We start from the raw sequence: 20,450 nt of genomic DNA on the forward strand, positions 1-20,450 counted from the left end.
TTTTACATACAAGGCTAAAAAAGTGTTTTTTATACGAACGTTTAAAAAACACCTTATCCATCTATTATATAAGTAGTTGATTATATCTTGCGACATTCGGTAAATATTATTGTGCATTCGCATGAGTAGTGGACAGTCTACCCCACACATACCGATTTATATGCATTTCAGCTTCCATGATTCTTTATAAGAGTACATAATTTGTATCTAAATTCCTTAGATGAGAATTGGTAATGGAAATCTTGAGAAAGGGAGATAAAAAAAGCAGTTATAACAATTATAACTGCTTTTTTTATGGAGCGGAAAACGGGACTCGAACCCGCGACCCTCAGCTTGGGAAGCTGATGCTCTACCAACTGAGCTACTTCCGCAAATTCTGTTTCCAATGACACTTGAAAACGGCGATAAAGATAATGAAATATTTCAAAAATAAACAAGAGATATTCGATTTATTTCCTATCTTTTTAACTACATTTCTTACCACTAACAATAAAAAGGAATGTAATCTCTTCAGTGAAATTAGTAAAATATTCTGCTAAAGTTTGTAATCCCCTACTCTTTTTAACATACTTGTCATGTGAATCGTTACACCATCTATAATGGTTTTATGTCTGTCCGGGAGATTATCAATGGCGGAACAGGAGGTCATACGATAGTTCTGAAAAGAAATAATTGATATTATGAAAATTATAAGTAGTAGTGAATAAGTTTGTCCTGACTTAGAACTTTATACAATGGCTGTCTGTGACAGATAACCTTGTTGTTTGTTTTGTTTGTGGTATCCTATTCTTATACCTGGCGAGGTAAAGAATAGGATCTTTTGATTTTAACTATCGGAAGAATTTACAGAGAAACACTATCGGATAAAAAAGATTTCTTTATCTTTGTCATGCTTAAATTAAAGTAGATAAGTGCAAATCACAAAGGATAAATTTATAAAAAACTGGTTTTCAGTACGCGATATATAATCATGTACATTTGCTTCTCGTAAACTTCAGAAAAATCAATGGGACGAATTATACTTGTTACCGGTGGCGCCCGTTCGGGTAAGAGCAGTTATGCAGAGAAACTGGCACTCAGCCTCTCTCCTAACCCTGTCTATCTTGCTACGGCACGTATATGGGATGAGGAGTTCAGGAAAAGGGTGTTACGGCATCAGGAAAGACGGGGACCGGAATGGACGAATATAGAAGAGGAAAAAGAATTGAGTCATCATTCGTTGTCAGGAAGGACGATATTGATAGATTGTGTAACCCTTTGGTGTACCAATTTTTTCTTCGACTTAAATGCCGACACAGACTTGGCGCTGGTTGCAGTTAAAGAAGAGTTTAATCGTTTCACTGCGCAAGATTCCACATTTATCTTTGTTACCAATGAAATAGGTATGGGAGGCACATCGGATAATGAAATACAACGGAAATTTACGGATATGCAAGGTTGGATGAATCAATACATAGCTGCACGAGCTGATGAGGTTGTTTTGATGGTATCCGGTATTCCAGTGAAAATCAAGAGTTGAGAAGCTAAGAGAAACAAAGAAGTAATTTTAATCATAATAATGTAATGAAAGCATTTCATATTATCCGCCCTGACGAAACCATCCGCCCGGCATTGATAGACAAAATCGACAACCTCACCAAACCAAAAGGCTCTTTGGGAACTTTGGAAGAACTGGCTCTACAAATCGGATTGATACAACAAACACTGACACCAAGCTTGCAGTATCCGCAAAACATTATTTTTGCCGCTGATCATGGTATTGTGGAAGAAGGAGTCAGCCTCTCGCCTAAAGAAATCACCTGGCAGCAGATCAGCAATTTTCTTCATGGAGGTGCCGGAGTAAACTTCCTTTGCAGGCAGCATGGATTTACTTTGAAGATTGTTGATGCAGGAGTTGACTACGACCTACCTTATGAGAAAGGAATTATCAATATGAAAGTGCGTAAGGGTACGCGGAGTTATCTGCACGAAGCTGCTATGACAGAAAATGAAATGGAACTCTGTCTGGAACGCGGATCGGAAGTAGTACGCCGTTGTTATGGCGAAGGCAGTAATGTACTCAGCTTTGGCGAAATGGGTATCGGTAATACCTCCTCCTCTTCCTTATGGATGACCTGTTTCACCGATATACCACTGAAACAATGTGTAGGTGCCGGTAGTGGATTAAATAATGAAGGGATACGTCATAAATATGAAGTGTTGCAACAATCATTAGATAATTATAAAGGGGATGGATCTCCTTATGACATTATCCGTTATTTTGGTGGTTTGGAGATGGTAATGGCAGTGGGTGCCATGCTACAGGCTGCTGAATTAAAGATGGTTATTTTAGTGGATGGATTTATCATGACAAATTGTATTCTCGCTGCCAGCAAATTGTATCCCGAAGTTTTGAATTATGCGATCTTTGGGCATTGTGGAGATGAGACCGGACATAAATTGGTACTTGATGAAATAGGAGTTAAACCGTTATTAAACTTAGGATTAAGGCTTGGAGAAGGAACCGGAGCCATTTGCGCTTATCCGATAGTGGAGTCGGCCGTGCGGATGATTAATGAAATGGATAATTTTGCTCATGCTTCCATTACGAAATATTTCTGAATATGAACAATGTCTTAGCAGCATTTATCTTTCTTACCCGATTACCTTTTTGGAAGATCAAGGAGGTACCGGCGGAATGTTTCAAACACGTAGTGCCCTACTGGTCGTTGGTAGGTTGGTTGACTGGAGGAATCATGGCAGGTGTATTATGGTTGACGGGACAGGTTATGCCTCTATCTTTTGCGTGGATTTTCGCCATCATCGCCCGTTTACTTATTACGGGTTGCCTACATGAAGATGGATTGGCTGATTTTCTGGACGGTTTTGGAGGCGGTACTACCCGTGAACGTACGCTTGCCATTATGAAAGATTCCCATATAGGGAGTTATGGGGTTATCGGGCTGATTTTCTATTTTCTATTGCTGTTCCAATTGCATACTCTCCCTTTAATCGAGCTGTGTATTCTTGTTTTTTGTGGTGATTGCTGGTCGAAATTCTGTGCATCTCAGTTAGTCAATTATCTGCCATACGCCCGAAAGGAAGAAGACAGTAAAGCTAAAGTGGTGTACAACCGCATGAGTTGGGGAGAATTGTCAATAGCTTTTATCTGTGGAGCAATCCCTTTCATAGCGTTCCTGCCGATAAGGTTGTGGCCTGCTACTCTATTTCCGTTATTGACTTTTGTCCTGTTGTGCTTATTGATGAAACGCCGTCTGCAAGGTTATACCGGTGATTGTTGCGGAGCTACGTTTTTGCTATGCGAACTATCATTCTATTTGGGATGTTTTGGATTAAGTATAAGATATTAGTAATTTATGGAAGTCATATTTATTCGTCATACTTCTGTTGATGTCGCTCCCGGCGTATGTTACGGGCAAACGGATGTACCTTTAAAACCGACATTTGAGGAAGAAGCCGCTGTGACGGCAGAAAATTTAAAAGTATATATACCTTTCGATTATGTATATACCAGTCCGCTGACACGATGTGTACGCCTTGCCACTTATTGCGGTTATCCGGATGCGGAACGTGACAAACGGCTCATGGAAATAAACTTCGGTTCGTGGGAGATGAAATCCTTTGAACTAAATGACGACCCACGCCTGCAAGAATGGTATGCCGATTATCTGAATGTAGCAGCTACCGGTGGCGAATCGTTCGCTATGCAATACGAACGCGTCAGTCGGTTTCTGGACGAGTTAAAAAAGAAACCATACCATCGTGTGGCTATCTTTGCGCATGGTGGAGTGTTGATATGTGCGCAAATTTACGCCGGCATTATTAAGCCCGAGGAAGCATTCAGTGCACTGACACCCTATGGTGGCATTATTAAGATTGATTTATAAAGGGATGGATGACATCTTTCAGACAGACAAAGATTTAGTTAAAATAACAGGGAGGGTAGAAAGAAAGATACCAAGGTGGTGATAATTATTACAGATACCACCATTAACCACTCGGTACAACGATTGATATGTACCGCGATTTTCATATCTTCTGTTGTCAACGGACGTTCATTACTACCTATATAGGGTTTCCATACCTTCTCTCCAAAATAATTGTGAGGGCCTCCGAAACGACAATTCAAAATTCCGGCAAGTGCCGCTTCGGGATAACCGGAGTTTGGGCTGGCATGCTGGTTACCATACTTACCGACAAAGACAAGCAGAGACAGTCGTTTGGATGCTATTATCATGAGAAAAGCAGTCAATCGGGCAGGGATATAGTTGGCAACATCATCCAATCGGGCGGCAAAACAGCCGAAACGGTGATAACGTTCATTTTTATAACCAATCATAGAATCGAGGGTGTTTATCATTTTATAGGCAAGCATACCCGGAACTCCCAGCAGCATATACCAGAACAAAGGAGCTATAACACCGTCATTTAGGTTCTCGGCTAATGTCTCGAGAGCGGCAGTACGCACCTCCTGTGCCGATAGCTCCGATGTATCACGTCCTACAATACGGGATACCTGTTTTCTACCCGCCTCCAGCGAACGGTCTACAGCTCTGAATACATTGCGGACTTCACGTATCAACGTAGTACCTGCCAGACAATAAAATATGAGAAGGATCTGCGCGGCCAACAATAGTCCCGGAGAATAAAGAGAAGCCCAATGTAACAGATAGGCTGTCAGGATAAAGACACCTACCACCAACATCAATGTCACAACAGCACCTTTCAGAAATCGTGCCTCGCCCTTGTTGAAACGATGTTCACAAAAAGAAATAGCCTTACCAAAAGCGACTACGGGATGGGGCAACCAAGAAGGATCACCCAACCAGTGATCGAGTATCCAAGCTGTAACCAACGGTAGATTTATGCTGAATGCAACACCCAAAATGATTAGAAAATTCTCCATAAATAGATTTATTTATTGTTCAAACCACTGACCGATAGCTTTTACCAAACGATCATTTTCTTCGGGTGTTTGGGTAGCTATACGGAAGAAGTGTTCATCCAAACCGTCGAAATTGGAAGCATCACGAATAAGGATACCTTGCTTTTCCGCCAGATAATCTTTCAGCGCGGCAGCTTTACCAAAACGGAGACGTATCAACATAAAATGAGTTTCTGTAGCCCACACTTCCAGTCCTCCGAGAGCTTCGAGAGCCGAACGTAAACGGGTTGTTTCCTGCAAATAGGCGGGGACATCCAACGGATTGGGGACATCGTGCTCCAGTAAATATAATCCAGCCTCAATGGCAAGTTGGTTGACAGACCAGGGCATACGATTGGTACGTAGGCGTGCCAGTAAGCCAGAGGAACCTGTGACGTATCCGAGCCGCAGACCGGGAACCGCATAACGTTTTGTCATGGAATGAAGTAACAGAACATTGGGAAACGCCGCTGCTTCTGCCGGAGCGAAAAGTGGACACAGAGTGAAATACTCGTAAGACTGGTCTATGACGAAACAAACTTGTGGATTATGTTTAATGAGTTCTATTAGAGACTCTTTATCAATCACAGTTCCAGTGGGATTGTTCGGATTACAGAGCCAAAGCATGCGCGTATCTTCCGGTAAAAGGTAGCGGTCTTTTGCCAAAGGAATCCGATAAATGGATGTCACTTTATGTCCATGCATACAACAAGCATCGGCATATTCACTGAAAGTTGGCTGTAAGATGGCGGTATTGGTTCCACGAAAGGTTTGGGCTATAAGGTAGATAGCTTCAGTTGCGCCATTCGTTACGCATACGGCATCGACGGGTAAATTATAACGGAAAGCAAGACGGGCTTCCAACGTATAAGGTTCCGGTTCAGGATAGTTACCGATTCCTCCTATTTGTTCGCACAAATGGGCTTTCAGAGGTGAAAGGTCTACTTTACTGTAAACATTGGAACTGAAATTCGCTGTTATGGGATAATTGTATTTATAGGAGTCGTCTCCGTGTCCTTCAATCATGGTTTTCTGTCAATATTTGGTAGATAAGCGGCATGTTCACGTGGATACGTACATGGTTGGCAAGCTTATCGTATTGTTCTTCTTTGAATTGATGATAATCAAATGATTTCGCTGCATCGGACAATTTATCGGAAAAAGGTTCGAGAAGGAAATCAATAAATGTAGGGTTATCGAGAATACCGTGAATATAGGTACCCATACAGGTGCGGTCTATAAAATAACCGTCGGTACAACCGTCTTCCAATATGTTCAATGGAGAAACGGAAACACCATTTATAGGAGAAGTAGTTCCCATATGGATTTCATAGCCGTTCATTAATGAAGAATTACCATGTGGTATCACTGTATTACAGTCTGATTTTGTATTAAGCCTGAACTTAACTTGTCTTGTAACCTTTTTCTCCGTCATACGCGTACTTACAGGTAACAGTCCGAGTCCGGGCAAACGGTCTATATCGCCTTCTACGTGGTCAGGGTCGAGTACTTCCTGCCCCATAAGTTGATAACCTCCGCAGATACCCATAACCGTGACACCTTCGCGATGAGCACGAATAATGGTCTGCGCCACCCCGTTGCGACGAAGTTCATAAAGATCGGCAAGCGTACTCTTACTGCCGGGCAGAATGATGATATCTGCTTTTATCAGTTCATCTGTATTGTTTGTATAAAAAAGATGTACACGCGGATCACGCTCCAGGACATTGAAATCGGTGAAATTACTGAGATGACGCAAAAGTACAACGGCTACATTTACCTTGCCACGTTTGGCCTGCATAGATTTAGTGGCAAGGGCTACAGAATCTTCTTCTTCAATAAATATATCTTTATAATAGGGAATAACACCTATCACAGGAATACCGCAAAGCTCCTCCAATATTTTTATACCCGACTCGAAAAGGCGGATATCTCCACGGAACTTATTGATAAGAATTCCCTTGATACGTTCGCGTTCGTGTGGACGAAGTAACATAACAGAACCATAGACACTGGCAAAAACTCCACCCCGGTCAATATCTCCTACCAAAATAACATCTGCTCCGGCATGAAGAGCCATCGGCAGGTTTACCAAATCGGAATCACGGAGATTGATTTCGGAAATACTACCGGCACCTTCCATCACAACCGGATTGTAAGTTCTGGAAAGGCGGTCATAAGCCGCACAAACTTCTCGGCGAAGCTCCTCGCGTCCTTCCTTGCGGAAATATTCGTAAGCATCACGGTTACCGATGGGGAGACCGTTAAGAACAACTTGTGAAGTATGGTCGGATTGGGGTTTCAGCAACAAGGGATTCATGTCGGTATGGCAAGGAATACCGGCAGCTTCAGCCTGTACGGCCTGAGCACGTCCTATCTCCAGTCCTTCGGGGGTAGCGTAAGAATTAAGCGCCATGTTTTGTGCCTTGAAAGGAGCCGGACAATAACCGTCTTGCTTGAATATACGGCAAAAAGCGGCAGCGATAATACTCTTGCCTACATCGCTACCCGTACCGGCAAACATGATGGGATGAAGTTTATTCATATCTTTTGTTTTTGCGACGACAAAGATAATAGTAAAAAGTATACAGATTGAACAATCACAGAAAAAGTGTGTTTGAAAGAGTATCATTCTAAACCTAAACGATAAACTTAACATATGAAACAAATTCTACTCATCGCCCTTTTGGGAACGAGTGTTTCTGTAACGGCACAAATACCGGATATGACCCCGGATGTCTACATTACAGAGCAAACTCTCTCCCTTAGCTTTGACGATGCTCTCCGCCAGATGCAACAAGGCAACCGGAGCCTGAAGATAGCAGATAAAGGCATAGAAACCGCCCGTGCAGAGCGAGACAAACTGAATGCTTTGTGGTATCCCAGCTTGCAGGGTACCGGAACTTTTGTGCATTTGTCCGAGAAATTGGAGGTGAAGCAACCGCTTTCACAATTTACTGATCCGGCAAAAGATTTTGTACATAATATTATACCGGATGACCGGTTCATAACGGGCATCCTGGATCAGATAGGTGCCCATACCCTTATCTTCCCTCTTGCTCCCCGTAATCTGACTTCTGTGGGATTGACTGCAGAATGGGTGGTGTTTTCCGGTGGTAAACGTATCCACGCCAGCAAAATAGGAAATACAATGATAGATATTGCCCGCGAAAATCGTGAACAAACGGATGCAACTCAACGTACCCTGTTAGCCGAGAGTTATTTCGGGTTGCGCCTTGCCCGGGAAGTGGTACAAGTGAGGCTGGATACTTACAACAGTCTGAAACGCCATTATGAAAATGCTTTGAAACTGGAAGCGGTAGGGATGATTGACAAAGCCGGAAGGCTTTTTGCCCAGGTAAATATGGACGAAGCGCAACGTGCATTAGAGGCATCGCAAAAAGAAGTTACGGTAGTACAGAGTGCTCTGCGCACACTGCTCAATTTGGAAGATACCAACAGTATACAACCTACTTCCCCACTCTTCATCAACGAGAATTTACCGGCTAAAGAGGAATTTATACAGGTCATGCGGACTGAAAATTATGTAGTAAACCAATTGCAACTACAATCGCATATCGCCAAACAACAACTTCGCATCAATCAAAGCGGATATATGCCCGATATAGCCGTGTTCGGCAAGCAGACACTCTATTCACACGGGATACAAAGTAACCTTGTACCCCGCACTATGGTAGGGATAGGTTTCACATGGAATTTGTTCGATGGCCTGGCACGTGAGAAGCGTATCCGCCAATCCAAATTGGCGCAACAGACACTTGCTTTGGGACAGGAAAAGGCAAAGGATGATTTGGGCATAGGTATAGACAAACTTTATTCCCAGTTACAAAAAGCGCAGGACAATGTACGTGCCCTGAATACGACCATTGAACTGAGCGAGGAATTGGTACGTATCCGCAAGAAATCTTTCGCCGAAGGTATGGCTACTTCTACAGAAGTGGTCGATGCGGAAACAATGCTGGCAACCGTACGTGTGGCTCGATTGGCAGCTTATTATGAATACGACGTGACACTGATGAACTTATTGGCAATCTGTGGTACGCCGGAACATTTTGAGAAATATTTAGTAAAAAATTAAACTAAACCAATATGGACATATCTAAAAGAAACATCAGTATTGCATTCATCATCATTTTGGTCATTACGGTACTTGTTTCCGTAATCGGCATGGTACTTATGAGCCGAGAACCATTGGTATTACAGGGACAAGTGGAAGCTACCGAAATACGTATCAGTGGAAAACTTCCGGGAAGGATAGATTCTTTCCTGGTACAGGAGGGAGACTGGGTGAAAGCCGGAGATACGCTTGTAGTCATTAACAGTCCCACTATCGAAGCCAAATATCGTCAGGTGAACGCATTGGAACAAGTTGCACAGGAGCAGAATAAAAAAATAGATGCAGGCACACGCCGACAAATCATTGCCACCGCACTACAATTCTGGAACAAGACTCAAAGTGACCTGACCCTTGCCAAAACAACCTATCAACGTATCCTCACATTATATAAAGACAGTGTGGTTACTTCACAGCGTAAAGACGAGGTAGAAGCTATGTATAAGGCTGCACAGGCGGCTGAACGCGTCGCATACGAACAATATCAGATGGCGGTGGATGGGGCACAAAGTGAAGACAAAGCCGCTGCCCGCAGTTTGGTCGATGCCGCTCGAAGTACGGTAGATGAGGTCTCTGCTCTATTGGTAGATTCTCGCCTGACAGCTCCCGAAGACGGACAGATAGCTACTATCTTCCCAAAACGGGGTGAGTTGGTGGCTCCCGGTACACCGATCATGAGTCTGGTGGTGATGAGCGATGCGCATGTCGTACTGAATATCCGTGAAGACCTGATGCCACAATTCAAAATGGGTGGCACATTCAAAGCGGATGTACCGGCTCTTGACCGGAAAGACATTGAGTTCCGTATTTACTATATCAGTCCGTTGGGCAGTTTCGCTACTTGGAAATCAACGAAGCAGACGGGAAGTTATGATATGCAGACTTTTGAAATACATGCACGTCCTACAGGAGATGTAGAAGGTTTACGTCCGGGGATGTCGATACTGCTGACTATGTAATCCGTAGCGAATAAACTTATACTTAATATGAAATCGATCTATAACGTCTCTCTCCGTGAGTGGCATCGCATGACTTCACGCCGTCTATATCTCGGTGTCTGCATTGCGTTACCCTTGTTTTGCCTGTTTTTCATGTCTACCATCTTTGGAAACGGACAGATGGAGAATATACCTATCGGTATTGTAGACCAGGACAATACGGCAACTTCACGGAATATATCACGACGTGTTTCCGCTGTACCTACATTCAGGGTGACGGAGCGTTTTACCGATGAAGCTACCGCCCGTCGGGCGTTGCAACGGAAAGAGATATACGGATATCTTGTCATTCCTCCCCAATTTGAACAGAAAGCGGTGACGGGAACAAATGCTACTCTTACTTATTATTATCACTATGCACTTCTTTCGGTTGGCAGCGAATTGATGGCTGCATTTGAGAATACACTTGCACCTGTGGCTCTTTCGCCCATTATTGTGCAGGCGGAAACATTGGGGGTAGGACAAAAACAGATACAAACTTTCTTGTTACCGGTAGAAGCCAGTACACATCCGCTTTACAACCCGGATATGGATTATTCCATCTACCTGAGTCAGCCGTTTTTCTTTGTATTGTTCCAAATACTCATTTTACTGGTAACAGTTTATGCCATCGGCAGTGAAATAAAATTCGGAACGGCACAAGAATGGTTAAAAACAAGTATTCCACGGGGAAAAGATTGTAGTAATTTGGATAATGCCAATATTCTTACGGCTGTTACAGGGAAGTTATTACCCTATACCATTCTGTTTTCAATTATCGGTATATTGGCTAACTATGTATTTTTCGGTCCTCTGCATATCCCTTTTCAAGGGAGTTTATGGTTAATAAATCTTGTTACAATCATTTTTATTATCGCCACACAGGCTTTAGCTGTCCTTATTTTCTCGGTATTTCCTAAAATAGCCTATATCATTAGTGTGGTTTCAATGGTGGGATCTTTAGGAGCGACATTATCCGGCGTTACATTCCCTGTTACGGCAATGTACAAACCTGTATATGCAGCGTCTTATCTATTTCCGGTGCGACATTTTACAGAAGCTGCACAGGCTATGATTTACTTTGATACCGGATTTGGATATTTCTGGCAATCGGTTGCCATCCTATTTGTGTTTCCGTTACTGACTTTGTTAATATTGCCGTTACTGAAATACTGGATAAAAAAAATATCGTTGAACCGTCATCTCGAACAAAGAGAAGAAGCCACTACCGTTTCTTTGAGAGAGAGCATTCGTCGTGAGTGGCGTGCTATCGCTACCAATCCGGCTATTCTACTGGTATTGGCAGGGGGAATATTTCTATACGGTTTACTATATAACTATATGTATGCACCCAATCTGGTACGTAAAGCTCCGGTTGCTGTGGTGGATCTCTCCCACTCTGCACTGAGTCGCGAATATATCCGTTGGTTGGATGCTACACCGCAAACTTCGGTCTATGCACAAACGCCCAACATTCTTGAGGCACGAAAATGGGTGAAACAAGGGGAAGTAGCCGGTATCCTTTATCTGCCTGCTGATTTTGAAGCGCGTGTAGGCAGGGGGGAAACATCCGTATTTGTACTCTATGCCGCAACGGATGCGTTCCTTAATTTCAAAGGATTGCAAGAATCCAGCACGCGGGTGATGCTTGCTGTTAATGATGCACATCGTATGGAAGGAACAGTATTTCTACCTCTACAGGGATTGTTGGCGGTGACTTCATCGGCACCTGTCAATGTATCGGGGACAGCATTATACAATTATACCGAGGGGTACGGATCTTATTTAATTCCAGCGGTGATGATTGTTATTATTTTCCAGACGATGTTAATGGTGATTGCAATGCTTACAGGGGAAGAAGCAGAAGAAAGAAGAAAACGAAAATTAGATGGATTACAATGTTTATCTGCTACCTCCTTCTACAAGGACTCCTCCTTTCAAGGAGAGAAGGGAGATAGTTTTACCTGGAAAAAAGCTTTGCAGATAGTTTCAGGAAGGACTTTCGTATACGTAATGTTGTATGTAGTCTTCTCTATGTTCTTATTGGGATTGTTGCCACATCTATTCAGCATTCCAAACATTGGTAGCGGATGGGATATTATCACTATGATGATACCTTTTCTGCTGGGTACGAGTTTCTTTGCGCTTGCAGTTTCACGCTGGTTCACAGATTCTGAAGCTCCCTTGCTGATGATAGCCTTTTTCTCTGTAGGCTATATTTTTCTTTCCGGAGTATCTTATCCGTTGGAACTGATGCCATGGTATTGGCAAGCAATACACTATCTTTTTCCCGTAGCTCCTGCCGTATTGGCTTTTGTGAAATTGAACTCAATGGGGGCAAGTCTGTCTGATATCTGGCCACAGATGTTGGTGTTATGGATTCAAGTGATAATATATGGAATATTGGCGGTTCGTACTACTCAATGGATACATAAAAAAGAAAAGGAAAGGGCATAAAAAAAGGCTATCTATCCCAGACAGCCAATCTTTTTGTTAACCTTAAATCTAATACTATGAAAAACACATTACAAATATACGGAGTTTCGGGATATCTCCAAAATATTAGGGCGTAATGGTCTATATTATAACATGGTTTAATAGGAATATTCCGTTGTTAACAATTTAATAATTAAAAGCTAAGAAAAAGTCACTATCTTCATGCCCGATTACAAATATAATGATTAAAACATACAGCAATGATTTGTACAATACTGGATACTGACCTCTATAAATTTACAACTTCATACGCCTATATAAAGTTGTTTCCTTATGCTATAGGAACTTTCAGTTTCAAAGATCGCGATGAGACTGCTTATACGAATGAATTTCTGCAAAGGCTCCATATAGCTGTGGATAACCTTGCAAAGATTTCATTGACTAATGAAGAACTGGAATATATGACCGGTCACTGTCGTTTTTTGCCCAAGGTATATTGGGAATGGTTGTCTTCTTTCCGTTTCCAACCGGATAAAATCAAAATAAATCTGGATGAAAACAGGCATCTGAACATGGAAATCACCGATTATCTCTATAAGGCAACGCTTTATGAAGTTCCGTTACTTGCTATCGTTTCAGAAATCAAGAACCAGTCGCTTGGAAACGTAGTGAATACAGATGAAATCATCAGTAAATTGTCTGAGAAAGTAATACTCTCCAATAAACATCAACTTTCTTTCTCTGAGTTTGGTACACGGAGACGTTTTTCTTTCGATGTACAAGATAAAGTTATCGGTTATCTGAGGAAGACTTCGACATATTGTACAGGAACCTCCAATTGCTATTTTGCAATGAAATATGATATGAAACCGATGGGTACACATCCGCATGAATGGTTTATGTTTCATGGAGCACAGTTCGGATATAAGCACGCTAATTATATGGCATTGGAAAACTGGGTGAATGTGTACGACGGTGATTTGGGAATTGCACTATCCGACACTTATACATCCGGTATCTTCCTGAATAACCTGAGCCGTAAACAGGCCAAACTGTTTGATGGCGTACGATGTGACTCGGGAGATGAATTTGACTTTACCGATAAACTGATTACCCGTTATCGGGAGCTGGGTATCGATTCTACTACCAAAACCATTGTATTCAGTAATGCGTTGGATTTTGAAAAGGCGCTTGATATACAGATACATTGCAGGGGAAGGATACGCTGTGCTTTTGGTATCGGTACCAACCTAACGAATGATACGGGCTTCAAGCCTTCCAATATCGTGATGAAGTTGACCCAATGTAAGATGAATATCAACCAAGAATGGCGTGAATGCGTGAAACTCTCTGATGATGTAGGAAAATACATAGGAAGTGAGAAAGAAGTACGCGCATGCCTATATGACTTACACCTGAAGTAAATATTATTTCAGTTTACGTTTATAAGCAAATTCCTGCCACTTTTCTTCCGGCCAATCCTGTCGCTGCATTTCCATACGTGCCATGACAAAGAACAAATCGGAAAGGCGGTTGATGAAACATAGGATATCTTCATTGACCGGGTCTTGACGATTAAGCGTCCACAACCGACGTTCTGCACGGCGGACTACAGTACGGGCAAATTGCAATTGGGCGGAAACGGGAGTACCGCCGGGTAAAAGGAAATAACCATGGTCTTGCAATTCAATCATCATTGCGTCCATTTCTTTCTCACAACGTAGGGTTAGCTTGGCTACGGTAAGCACATTCGGATTTATTTTATCACCCGGTGTTGCCACATGGCTCATTACAACCATCAGTTCTTTCTGTATGGTATGTAATAATTCTTGCCATACATCATCGACGGGTAACATGGAGCGTATAATACCAATAACCGCATTCAGCTCATCGAGACAACCGTTTGCTTCAATACGGATATCGTCTTTGGGCACACGTGCACCACCATGTATTCCGGTGGTTCCCTTATCTCCTGTTTTTGTATAAACCCTTTTCATCTTATCTCCTATATTTAATGCTATTTGCTTCTGCAAAGATAATTAATAACGCCGGTTTGATGTATATTCCACTCTATAAATATGATTGAAGAAGGATGCCCATTCATGTTCTCCTATACCGATTTGCATTCCATAAAAACGGGTATCCGCTTTCCGGTATTCTTGCATTTTCCGGATAAGTTCAGGGGTTGATAATGGAATTTTAAAGTCGCTTATCCACAGTATGTCTGCATTCATGTATTTGCGATGGGACTCAAGCAGACGGAAAGTGGTTTCCAGCATCCGGGTAGCATCCGTATCACCGCAAGATGTTTTTGAGAAAAACTCAAGCAGGCGTGCTCGTTCCTTTCGTATATCAATCGGATGGACTGAGACAGAGAATGCTATCAGAAAACAATCTCGTTTTTGCCGATCGGCAATCTCAACTAATTTCACCATCAGGGAATGAGCTATTTTTTCAGGTTTCCCTGCCATGCTGCCGGAGGTGTCCAGACAGACAACCATCGGTCCTTTCTGGCGAACCGGTTTAGTTACCAAACACCTGGCAGGTTGCATAATCTCCGATTTATAACGGAAAGTCTGGAGCTTACGGGTCAGATATTTATAGACAAACAGGTCTTCAAGATCATCGTCGGCGCAATGTGCCAATTCTACAGGTAACAATGCATTCAAATCATTCCCTACGGTCACACCTTGTATGTCACACTTGGAAGAATAGTCGAGCCTGTATACATCTCCTTCCACCACATTCATATGTTGTTTTCCGTCATCGTCGGCTATACGTCCCATCCGGTTGGCAACCCTCACTATTTCGGGATATTCCTTCTGGATATGGACAATTTTGCGTATACGCTCAAAATCAATCTTATTCCATAATCCGCTCATCAATCCCCAAGCTTGGAAGAATTCATCTTTTTCGATGTTATTCTGTTGGAGATATTCAGGAATATCATTAAGATTGGAACGTAACCTACGGTCTATGGCGTCTTTGTACCGGTCAATCTCCACTCCTTTCTGCTCCTGCATCTTGCGCTGGAAAACATCTTGCCAGTCATCCACCATCTTTTCCCAAATTTCATCATCGGCATATTTCCCTTCTGCACCAAACTGCCCTCGATAGAAACGTTGTTCAAAGCCTTGTTCCCGGTACTTATCGGACACTTGTTGAAGTAATGCCTGCCAACCCTCTTTCCGCTTCTGCACAGACCACTCTAACACAAGCTTCATGGTATTTTGTTCCGACTGGCTCTTTTGCAGGTTGTATTTCTCTTTCTCCAAGTTTTGCCAGACAAATTGAATAAGCGTATCATAAAAGATGCGGGCACAGATATCATCACTCAATACCTGCACTTTCACTACCGGATCATTCATTACGGATAACAGATAAGCATACAACGGTTCATCATCCGTATCCGCACATTCACCCGTTTCTATATATTTATCCAACACCTGTACGTAGAAAGCCGAATCGTACCTGCTGCTATTCATCTCCATATCGCAGTTTGCGTACATCTACACGCGCCCAAGCAATCTCTTTACGAACAGTAGCTACATAACGCGCCACTTCCTGTTTATCTTCTTCGGAGATGAAGATATTTTCCGAGAGTTCCTTGATAAGGTTATCCGTTTTTAATTGGGCTGTTTCGAGTTCAGACTCATAGTCACGTTCTGTAACAGAGACATTTCCGAAGTTCAGTTGTTGTTCCTCTCCTCTTTTCAGTCGTCTCATTGAAAAACGTACTCCGTTGATATAGATATTCCGGTCGTCTCTGAAAAGATTTATACGTTCCGCACCCTCTGTTTCCATCAATTTAGGATCAGAAAATGTACGGATAAGGGTACGCTTGGGGTTCAGAGGATCTGTATACATTACTCCAATGGCGGGTGCATCCTTAGGATTGTATTCTTTTAGATTTTTGTAGTCAACAATAAATATATAGGTGTTTCCGGTACCATGATTTTCCAGTTGGTAATAAAAATAATCCGTAATCTGTAAATCATCGTCTCGATGATCCCCGCCTTTACGAGCTTTATCCAACGCATCGCGTACACGGCTGACTTTTAAATCGGATTTCAGAGAACGGGAAATACAAGTTATTTCTCTTACGGAGAAAGCAAATAGGGCACGAATCAGTATTCTCCGAACATCTTCACATTCGTCGGGTTCATTCCACAAGCAATGGTAGATGGGTAGCATGTCTATCATGTCTACTTCTTCACGGTTATGTATGAAAGCTGATGTTTTCAGCAGCCTTACAATATTTTTCCAGCGACGGTCACTTACGTAAATAGTGCGATGTACTTCTGAGCCTTCTATCTCTACTTTCTCCAGATTTTTGCGGATAGTCGTGATACAAGATAAGACCTCTGGGGATATCGTAATCTGTTTTATTTTCTTCTGCCATTCATTATATTCTTCATTGGAAATTTGCCATCGGGAGGTAGTCTCTTCTTCATCACTGTCGTCCAGAAGCATTTGCCGGAATGACTCTTCCTGCTTGACGCAGGTAGAAACCACCCGAATTAGAAAGCGATCCCATAAAGCCTCCAGGCCTTCACCTTGAGTAGGTAATTCGTTACTTGCCGCAACAAGTAATTTTAAAGGAAGTTTCAATTCCATATCTCCGTTACGAAAGAGCTTTTCGTTAATTACCGTCAATAAAGTATTTTGAATGGCAGGACCAGCTTTCCATATTTCATCCAGGAAAACGACATCTGCCGTGGGCAGGTATCCGTCAATGGAACGTTCATATTTATCTGAGGATTTCAGACGGCTGATACTTACCGGACCGAAGATCTCATCGGGGGTGGAGAAACGTGACATCAGGTATTCAAAAGCCTTTGCATTGACAAAGGCTCTCTTCAATCTTCGTGCTACCATAGACTTTGCTACACCTGGAGGCCCCAGCAACAGTATACTTTCACCGGCCAGAGCTGCCAACAAAGATAGGCCTATTTCGGTTTCTTTTTCGTAAACTCCCCGGTTCATGTCTTCAAGGAGTAATTGTATGCGTTCTTTTATTTTCATTTAAACAATTCCATCAGATTAATTTCTCCCCAATATAGATGGGTATAACTAGCTATCACATTCTTATAACGGAAAACAGGGGTATCAACCGGTTGTTTTCGGGCATTGTATACCTGTACGATAGAATCGGGCACCGATTGTTCTTCTCCCCGGATAAACTGCGTATAATGGAACTCGTGTCCACGTAAGTTTAATCCATTATAATCAAACTGACGATAACCTAAACTAAGTTTCCGGTGTTGCTTTTGATTGGATATGGAAAAAGGAAATACCCGCGTCATCGGATAGTAGACATTACCTGCCTGCTGCAGTGTATCGAAACAGATGCCTTGTGAAAGATACATCATACCTCCACACTCTGCCAACACTCGTCCTCCTGCTTCTATATAATCACATATGGAAACAAGCGTCTGGGTTGCCTGAGAAAGCTTTTCCACATGTTTCTCGGGATAACCGCCTGGTAAATAAAGGAAATCGGTTTCAGCCGGAAGAGGGTGATTCTTTTCCGGATTATAATACGTAACCGTACCCATGTGATGCAGAATATCAAGATGTTCCGCATACAAAAAAGAAAAAGATTCTTCATTGCGGGCAACCGTGATATTGATTTTTTCAGATAATGGCACCCAAGGAACTTTACCACTTTTTCTGGATATTCCTGTGGAAAGCGGTAATGATGTAACTTGCAATAACAGTTCCCAATCAATGTATCGGTCTATCAAGTCAATCAGACTGGCAGTAGCTTCAGTTGTTTCCTGTTTGCTGAAATCCAATCCTAAATAACGTGAGTCTTGTTCTAACACACTCTCTTTAGGTAGATAGCCCAGACAAGTAATCTCCAAATCTTCACAAACTTCCCGGAGCATTTCATAATGCCGCGGAGAACCTACACAGTTGAAGATAACTCCTGCGATATGTATGTTCGGACGGAAATGAATGAAACCGGACAGAAGTGGTGCTATGGAATAAGCAACTGATTGGGCATTCACCACCAATACGACGGGTAAGTGCAACAACATTGCAATTTCTGCTGAAGAACCTTTATCCCGATCATATCCGTCGTACATTCCCATCATACCTTCCACCATACAAACGTCTGCATCCAATGCATAATAGGCATAGAGTTGGCGTACATGGTCGTGTGAGGCCATAAATGTATCCAAATTAATGGAAGAACGTCCACAAACAGCTGTATGATATTTGGTATCAATATAATCAGGACCACATTTAAAAGGTTGTACTTTCAATCTTTTTTTTGTAAATAAAGCCATCAGTCCGCGGCTGATGGTAGTCTTTCCACTACCGGAAGTAGGAGCTGCAATCAGAAATTGAGGAGTTGTAGCCATTTTATATATTTACGATTTATTCCCTAAGGTCATGACACGTTTTTCTTATCTTTAACACATAGGTACATTGACAAACTACGATATGTGATTGAAGTTAGACTTACATTTCATGTGCAAAGGTAAACATATCTCCGACAAAAGTTTTATCTTAGCTGCCAAAATAAAATAATTACTATGATAATTGACGAACTAAAAAAACTCTACATTACATATACCGGGCATGAACCGGAAACTATTGATGAACTTCCATCTTCCGGTTCTAACCGTCGCTATTTCCGTCTCACCGGCAACCTGATATTGATTGGTGTCAGTGGCGAATCTGTTGAAGAAAATCGTGCATTTCTTTATATGGCGGAACATTTTCGACAAAAAGGCATGCCCGTTCCACAAGTATATATCCGTTCCAATGATGATATCTATTATTTACAGGAAGACTTGGGTGACACATTACTCTTCAATGCTATAGAGAAAGGGCGTAAAACCAGTGTATTTGGTGAAGATGAAAAGCAGTTGTTGCGTAAGACTATCCGGTTATTGCCTGCGATACAATTTGCCGGAGCCGATGGAATGGATTTCTCTTATTGTTATCCGCAGGCCGAGTTTAACAGTCGTTCAATTTTATGGGATTTGAACTACTTTAAATATTGTTTTCTGAAAGCCACAGGTATGGACTTCCAGGAAGACCGTCTGGAAGATGATTTTCAAAAAATGTCCGATGTATTACTTCGCAATAGTTCGGCTACTTTTATGTACCGTGACTTCCAAAGCCGTAATGTCATGATCAAAAATGGCGAACCTTGGCTGATCGATTTTCAAGGAGGACGTAAAGGTCCCGTTTACTATGACGTAGCTTCATTTTTGTGGCAAGCCAAAGCAAATTACCCCGAGAGCCTACGCAAAGAATTGCTGAAGGAGTATATCGAAGCGTTACGTAAATATCAGTCTGTAGACGAAGTATATTTTTATGCGCAACTCCGTCATTTCATTTTATTCCGCACTATGCAAGTATTGGGGGCATATGGTTTTCGGGGGTACTTCGAGAAAAAGCCTCACTTTATTCAAAGTGTACCGTTTGCTATCGAAAATTTGCGTCAGTTGTTGCAGGAGCCCTATCCCGAATATCCATATCTTTGTAAAGTACTGCGCGAACTTACCGAATTAAAACAATTTACCGATGACCTGCAAAAACGTCGTTTAGTGGTGAAGGTTATCAGTTTTGCCTATAAGAAAGGTATTCCTGAAGACTCGTCCGGTAATGGTGGTGGATTTGTATTCGATTGTCGTGCCGTGAATAATCCCGGAAAGTACGAGCGATATAAGCCTTTTACCGGATTGGACGAACCGGTTGTTCGTTTTCTGGAAGATGATGGGGAAATCGCCACTTTCCTTGAACATGTGTATGCTTTGGTAGATGCATCTGTAAAACGCTATATGGAACGTGGTTTCACAAACCTATCTATCTGTTTTGGCTGTACCGGTGGGCAACACCGTTCTGTATATTCAGCACAACATTTGGCTGAACACTTAAATCAGAAGTTTGGGGTACAGGTAAACCTTATTCATAGGGAACAAAACATCGAACAGACATTTAAATCGAAACAATAGTA

The 20,450-nt window shown here is 42.2% G+C and carries 16 protein-coding genes and 1 tRNA gene; 9 read left to right on the forward strand and 8 right to left on the reverse strand.

The annotated features are described in order from the left end of the window. Positions 1–295: 295 nt before the first annotated feature. A tRNA-Gly gene (locus tag DXC10_RS14330) sits at positions 296–371 on the reverse strand. Between the two features lie 635 nt (positions 372–1,006). Between DXC10_RS14330 and cobU the strand changes: the two genes are divergently transcribed. Genes cobU through cobC form a run of 4 tightly spaced genes read left to right on the forward strand, consistent with a single transcriptional unit; the run spans position 1,007 to position 3,887 of the window. Beyond that, complete coding sequence (gene cobU, locus DXC10_RS14335) at positions 1,007–1,519, forward strand: bifunctional adenosylcobinamide kinase/adenosylcobinamide-phosphate guanylyltransferase (protein WP_117738185.1); 513 nt, start codon at positions 1,007–1,009, stop codon at positions 1,517–1,519. Positions 1,520–1,563: 44 nt separating this feature from the next. Beyond that, entirely contained in the window at positions 1,564–2,601 is a 1,038-nt protein-coding gene (cobT, locus tag DXC10_RS14340; protein ID WP_117738187.1) for a nicotinate-nucleotide--dimethylbenzimidazole phosphoribosyltransferase, read from the forward strand. 2 nt (positions 2,602–2,603) lie between these two features. Continuing rightward, positions 2,604–3,350, forward strand: a complete 747-nt coding sequence (gene cobS / locus DXC10_RS14345) for an adenosylcobinamide-GDP ribazoletransferase (protein WP_101542740.1) — start codon at positions 2,604–2,606, stop codon at positions 3,348–3,350. A 6-nt stretch (positions 3,351–3,356) separates the two neighbouring features. Then, positions 3,357–3,887 carry an alpha-ribazole phosphatase gene (gene cobC / locus DXC10_RS14350; protein ID WP_117738189.1) on the forward strand — a complete coding sequence of 177 codons (531 nt, stop codon included), beginning with the start codon at positions 3,357–3,359 and terminating at the stop codon, positions 3,885–3,887. Between the two features lie 38 nt (positions 3,888–3,925). Here the strand turns inward: cobC and cbiB are convergent, their stop codons facing one another. The 3 genes from cbiB to DXC10_RS14365 are packed head-to-tail and all read right to left on the reverse strand — an operon-like array spanning position 3,926 to position 7,469. Continuing rightward, positions 3,926–4,906, reverse strand: a complete 981-nt coding sequence (cbiB, locus tag DXC10_RS14355) for an adenosylcobinamide-phosphate synthase CbiB (RefSeq protein WP_117738191.1) — start codon at positions 4,904–4,906, stop codon at positions 3,926–3,928. A gap of 12 nt (positions 4,907–4,918) precedes the next feature. Further along, the gene (locus DXC10_RS14360) at positions 4,919–5,950 is read right to left on the reverse strand and encodes a threonine-phosphate decarboxylase (protein WP_101542735.1); all 1,032 of its coding nucleotides are present in this window, start codon (positions 5,948–5,950) and stop codon (positions 4,919–4,921) included. Beyond that, positions 5,943–7,469, reverse strand: a complete 1,527-nt coding sequence (locus tag DXC10_RS14365) for a cobyric acid synthase (protein WP_117738193.1) — start codon at positions 7,467–7,469, stop codon at positions 5,943–5,945. Before DXC10_RS14365 ends, DXC10_RS14360 begins: the two co-directional genes overlap by 8 nt. A 114-nt stretch (positions 7,470–7,583) precedes the next feature. Between DXC10_RS14365 and DXC10_RS14370 the strand changes: the two genes are divergently transcribed. From DXC10_RS14370 to pncB, 4 genes are all read left to right on the forward strand, one after another. Then, positions 7,584–9,023, forward strand: a complete 1,440-nt coding sequence (locus tag DXC10_RS14370) for a TolC family protein (protein WP_117738194.1) — start codon at positions 7,584–7,586, stop codon at positions 9,021–9,023. A gap of 11 nt (positions 9,024–9,034) precedes the next feature. Beyond that, positions 9,035–10,018 carry an HlyD family secretion protein gene (locus DXC10_RS14375; RefSeq protein WP_101542732.1) on the forward strand — a complete coding sequence of 328 codons (984 nt, stop codon included), beginning with the start codon at positions 9,035–9,037 and terminating at the stop codon, positions 10,016–10,018. Positions 10,019–10,045: 27 nt separating this feature from the next. Then, the gene (locus DXC10_RS14380) at positions 10,046–12,493 is read left to right on the forward strand and encodes an ABC transporter permease (protein ID WP_117738196.1); all 2,448 of its coding nucleotides are present in this window, start codon (positions 10,046–10,048) and stop codon (positions 12,491–12,493) included. 239 nt (positions 12,494–12,732) lie between these two features. After that, the gene (gene pncB, locus DXC10_RS14385) at positions 12,733–13,896 is read left to right on the forward strand and encodes a nicotinate phosphoribosyltransferase (RefSeq protein WP_101542730.1); all 1,164 of its coding nucleotides are present in this window, start codon (positions 12,733–12,735) and stop codon (positions 13,894–13,896) included. A gap of 3 nt (positions 13,897–13,899) precedes the next feature. Here pncB and DXC10_RS14390 read toward each other — a convergent pair whose 3' ends face one another. The 4 genes from DXC10_RS14390 to DXC10_RS14405 are packed head-to-tail and all read right to left on the reverse strand — an operon-like array spanning position 13,900 to position 18,843. Next, positions 13,900–14,469 carry a cob(I)yrinic acid a,c-diamide adenosyltransferase gene (locus tag DXC10_RS14390; RefSeq protein WP_101542729.1) on the reverse strand — a complete coding sequence of 190 codons (570 nt, stop codon included), beginning with the start codon at positions 14,467–14,469 and terminating at the stop codon, positions 13,900–13,902. A 42-nt stretch (positions 14,470–14,511) separates the two neighbouring features. Continuing rightward, entirely contained in the window at positions 14,512–15,963 is a 1,452-nt protein-coding gene (locus DXC10_RS14395) for a hypothetical protein (RefSeq protein ID WP_101542728.1), read from the reverse strand. Further along, complete coding sequence (locus tag DXC10_RS14400) at positions 15,950–17,497, reverse strand: AAA family ATPase (protein ID WP_101542727.1); 1,548 nt, start codon at positions 17,495–17,497, stop codon at positions 15,950–15,952. Before DXC10_RS14400 ends, DXC10_RS14395 begins: the two co-directional genes overlap by 14 nt. Next, on the reverse strand, positions 17,494–18,843 hold the full coding sequence (locus tag DXC10_RS14405) for a cobyrinate a,c-diamide synthase (RefSeq protein WP_101542726.1): 1,350 nt from the start codon (positions 18,841–18,843) through the stop codon (positions 17,494–17,496). Before DXC10_RS14405 ends, DXC10_RS14400 begins: the two co-directional genes overlap by 4 nt. A gap of 174 nt (positions 18,844–19,017) precedes the next feature. Between DXC10_RS14405 and DXC10_RS14410 the strand changes: the two genes are divergently transcribed. Next, positions 19,018–20,448, forward strand: coding sequence for an RNase adapter RapZ (locus DXC10_RS14410; protein ID WP_117738198.1), 1,431 nt, complete (start codon positions 19,018–19,020; stop codon positions 20,446–20,448). Positions 20,449–20,450 lie beyond the last annotated feature (2 nt).

The organism is Bacteroides sp. OM08-11 (assembly GCF_003438665.1).
GTDB classification, from domain to species: Bacteria; Bacteroidota; Bacteroidia; order Bacteroidales; family Bacteroidaceae; genus Bacteroides; species Bacteroides cutis.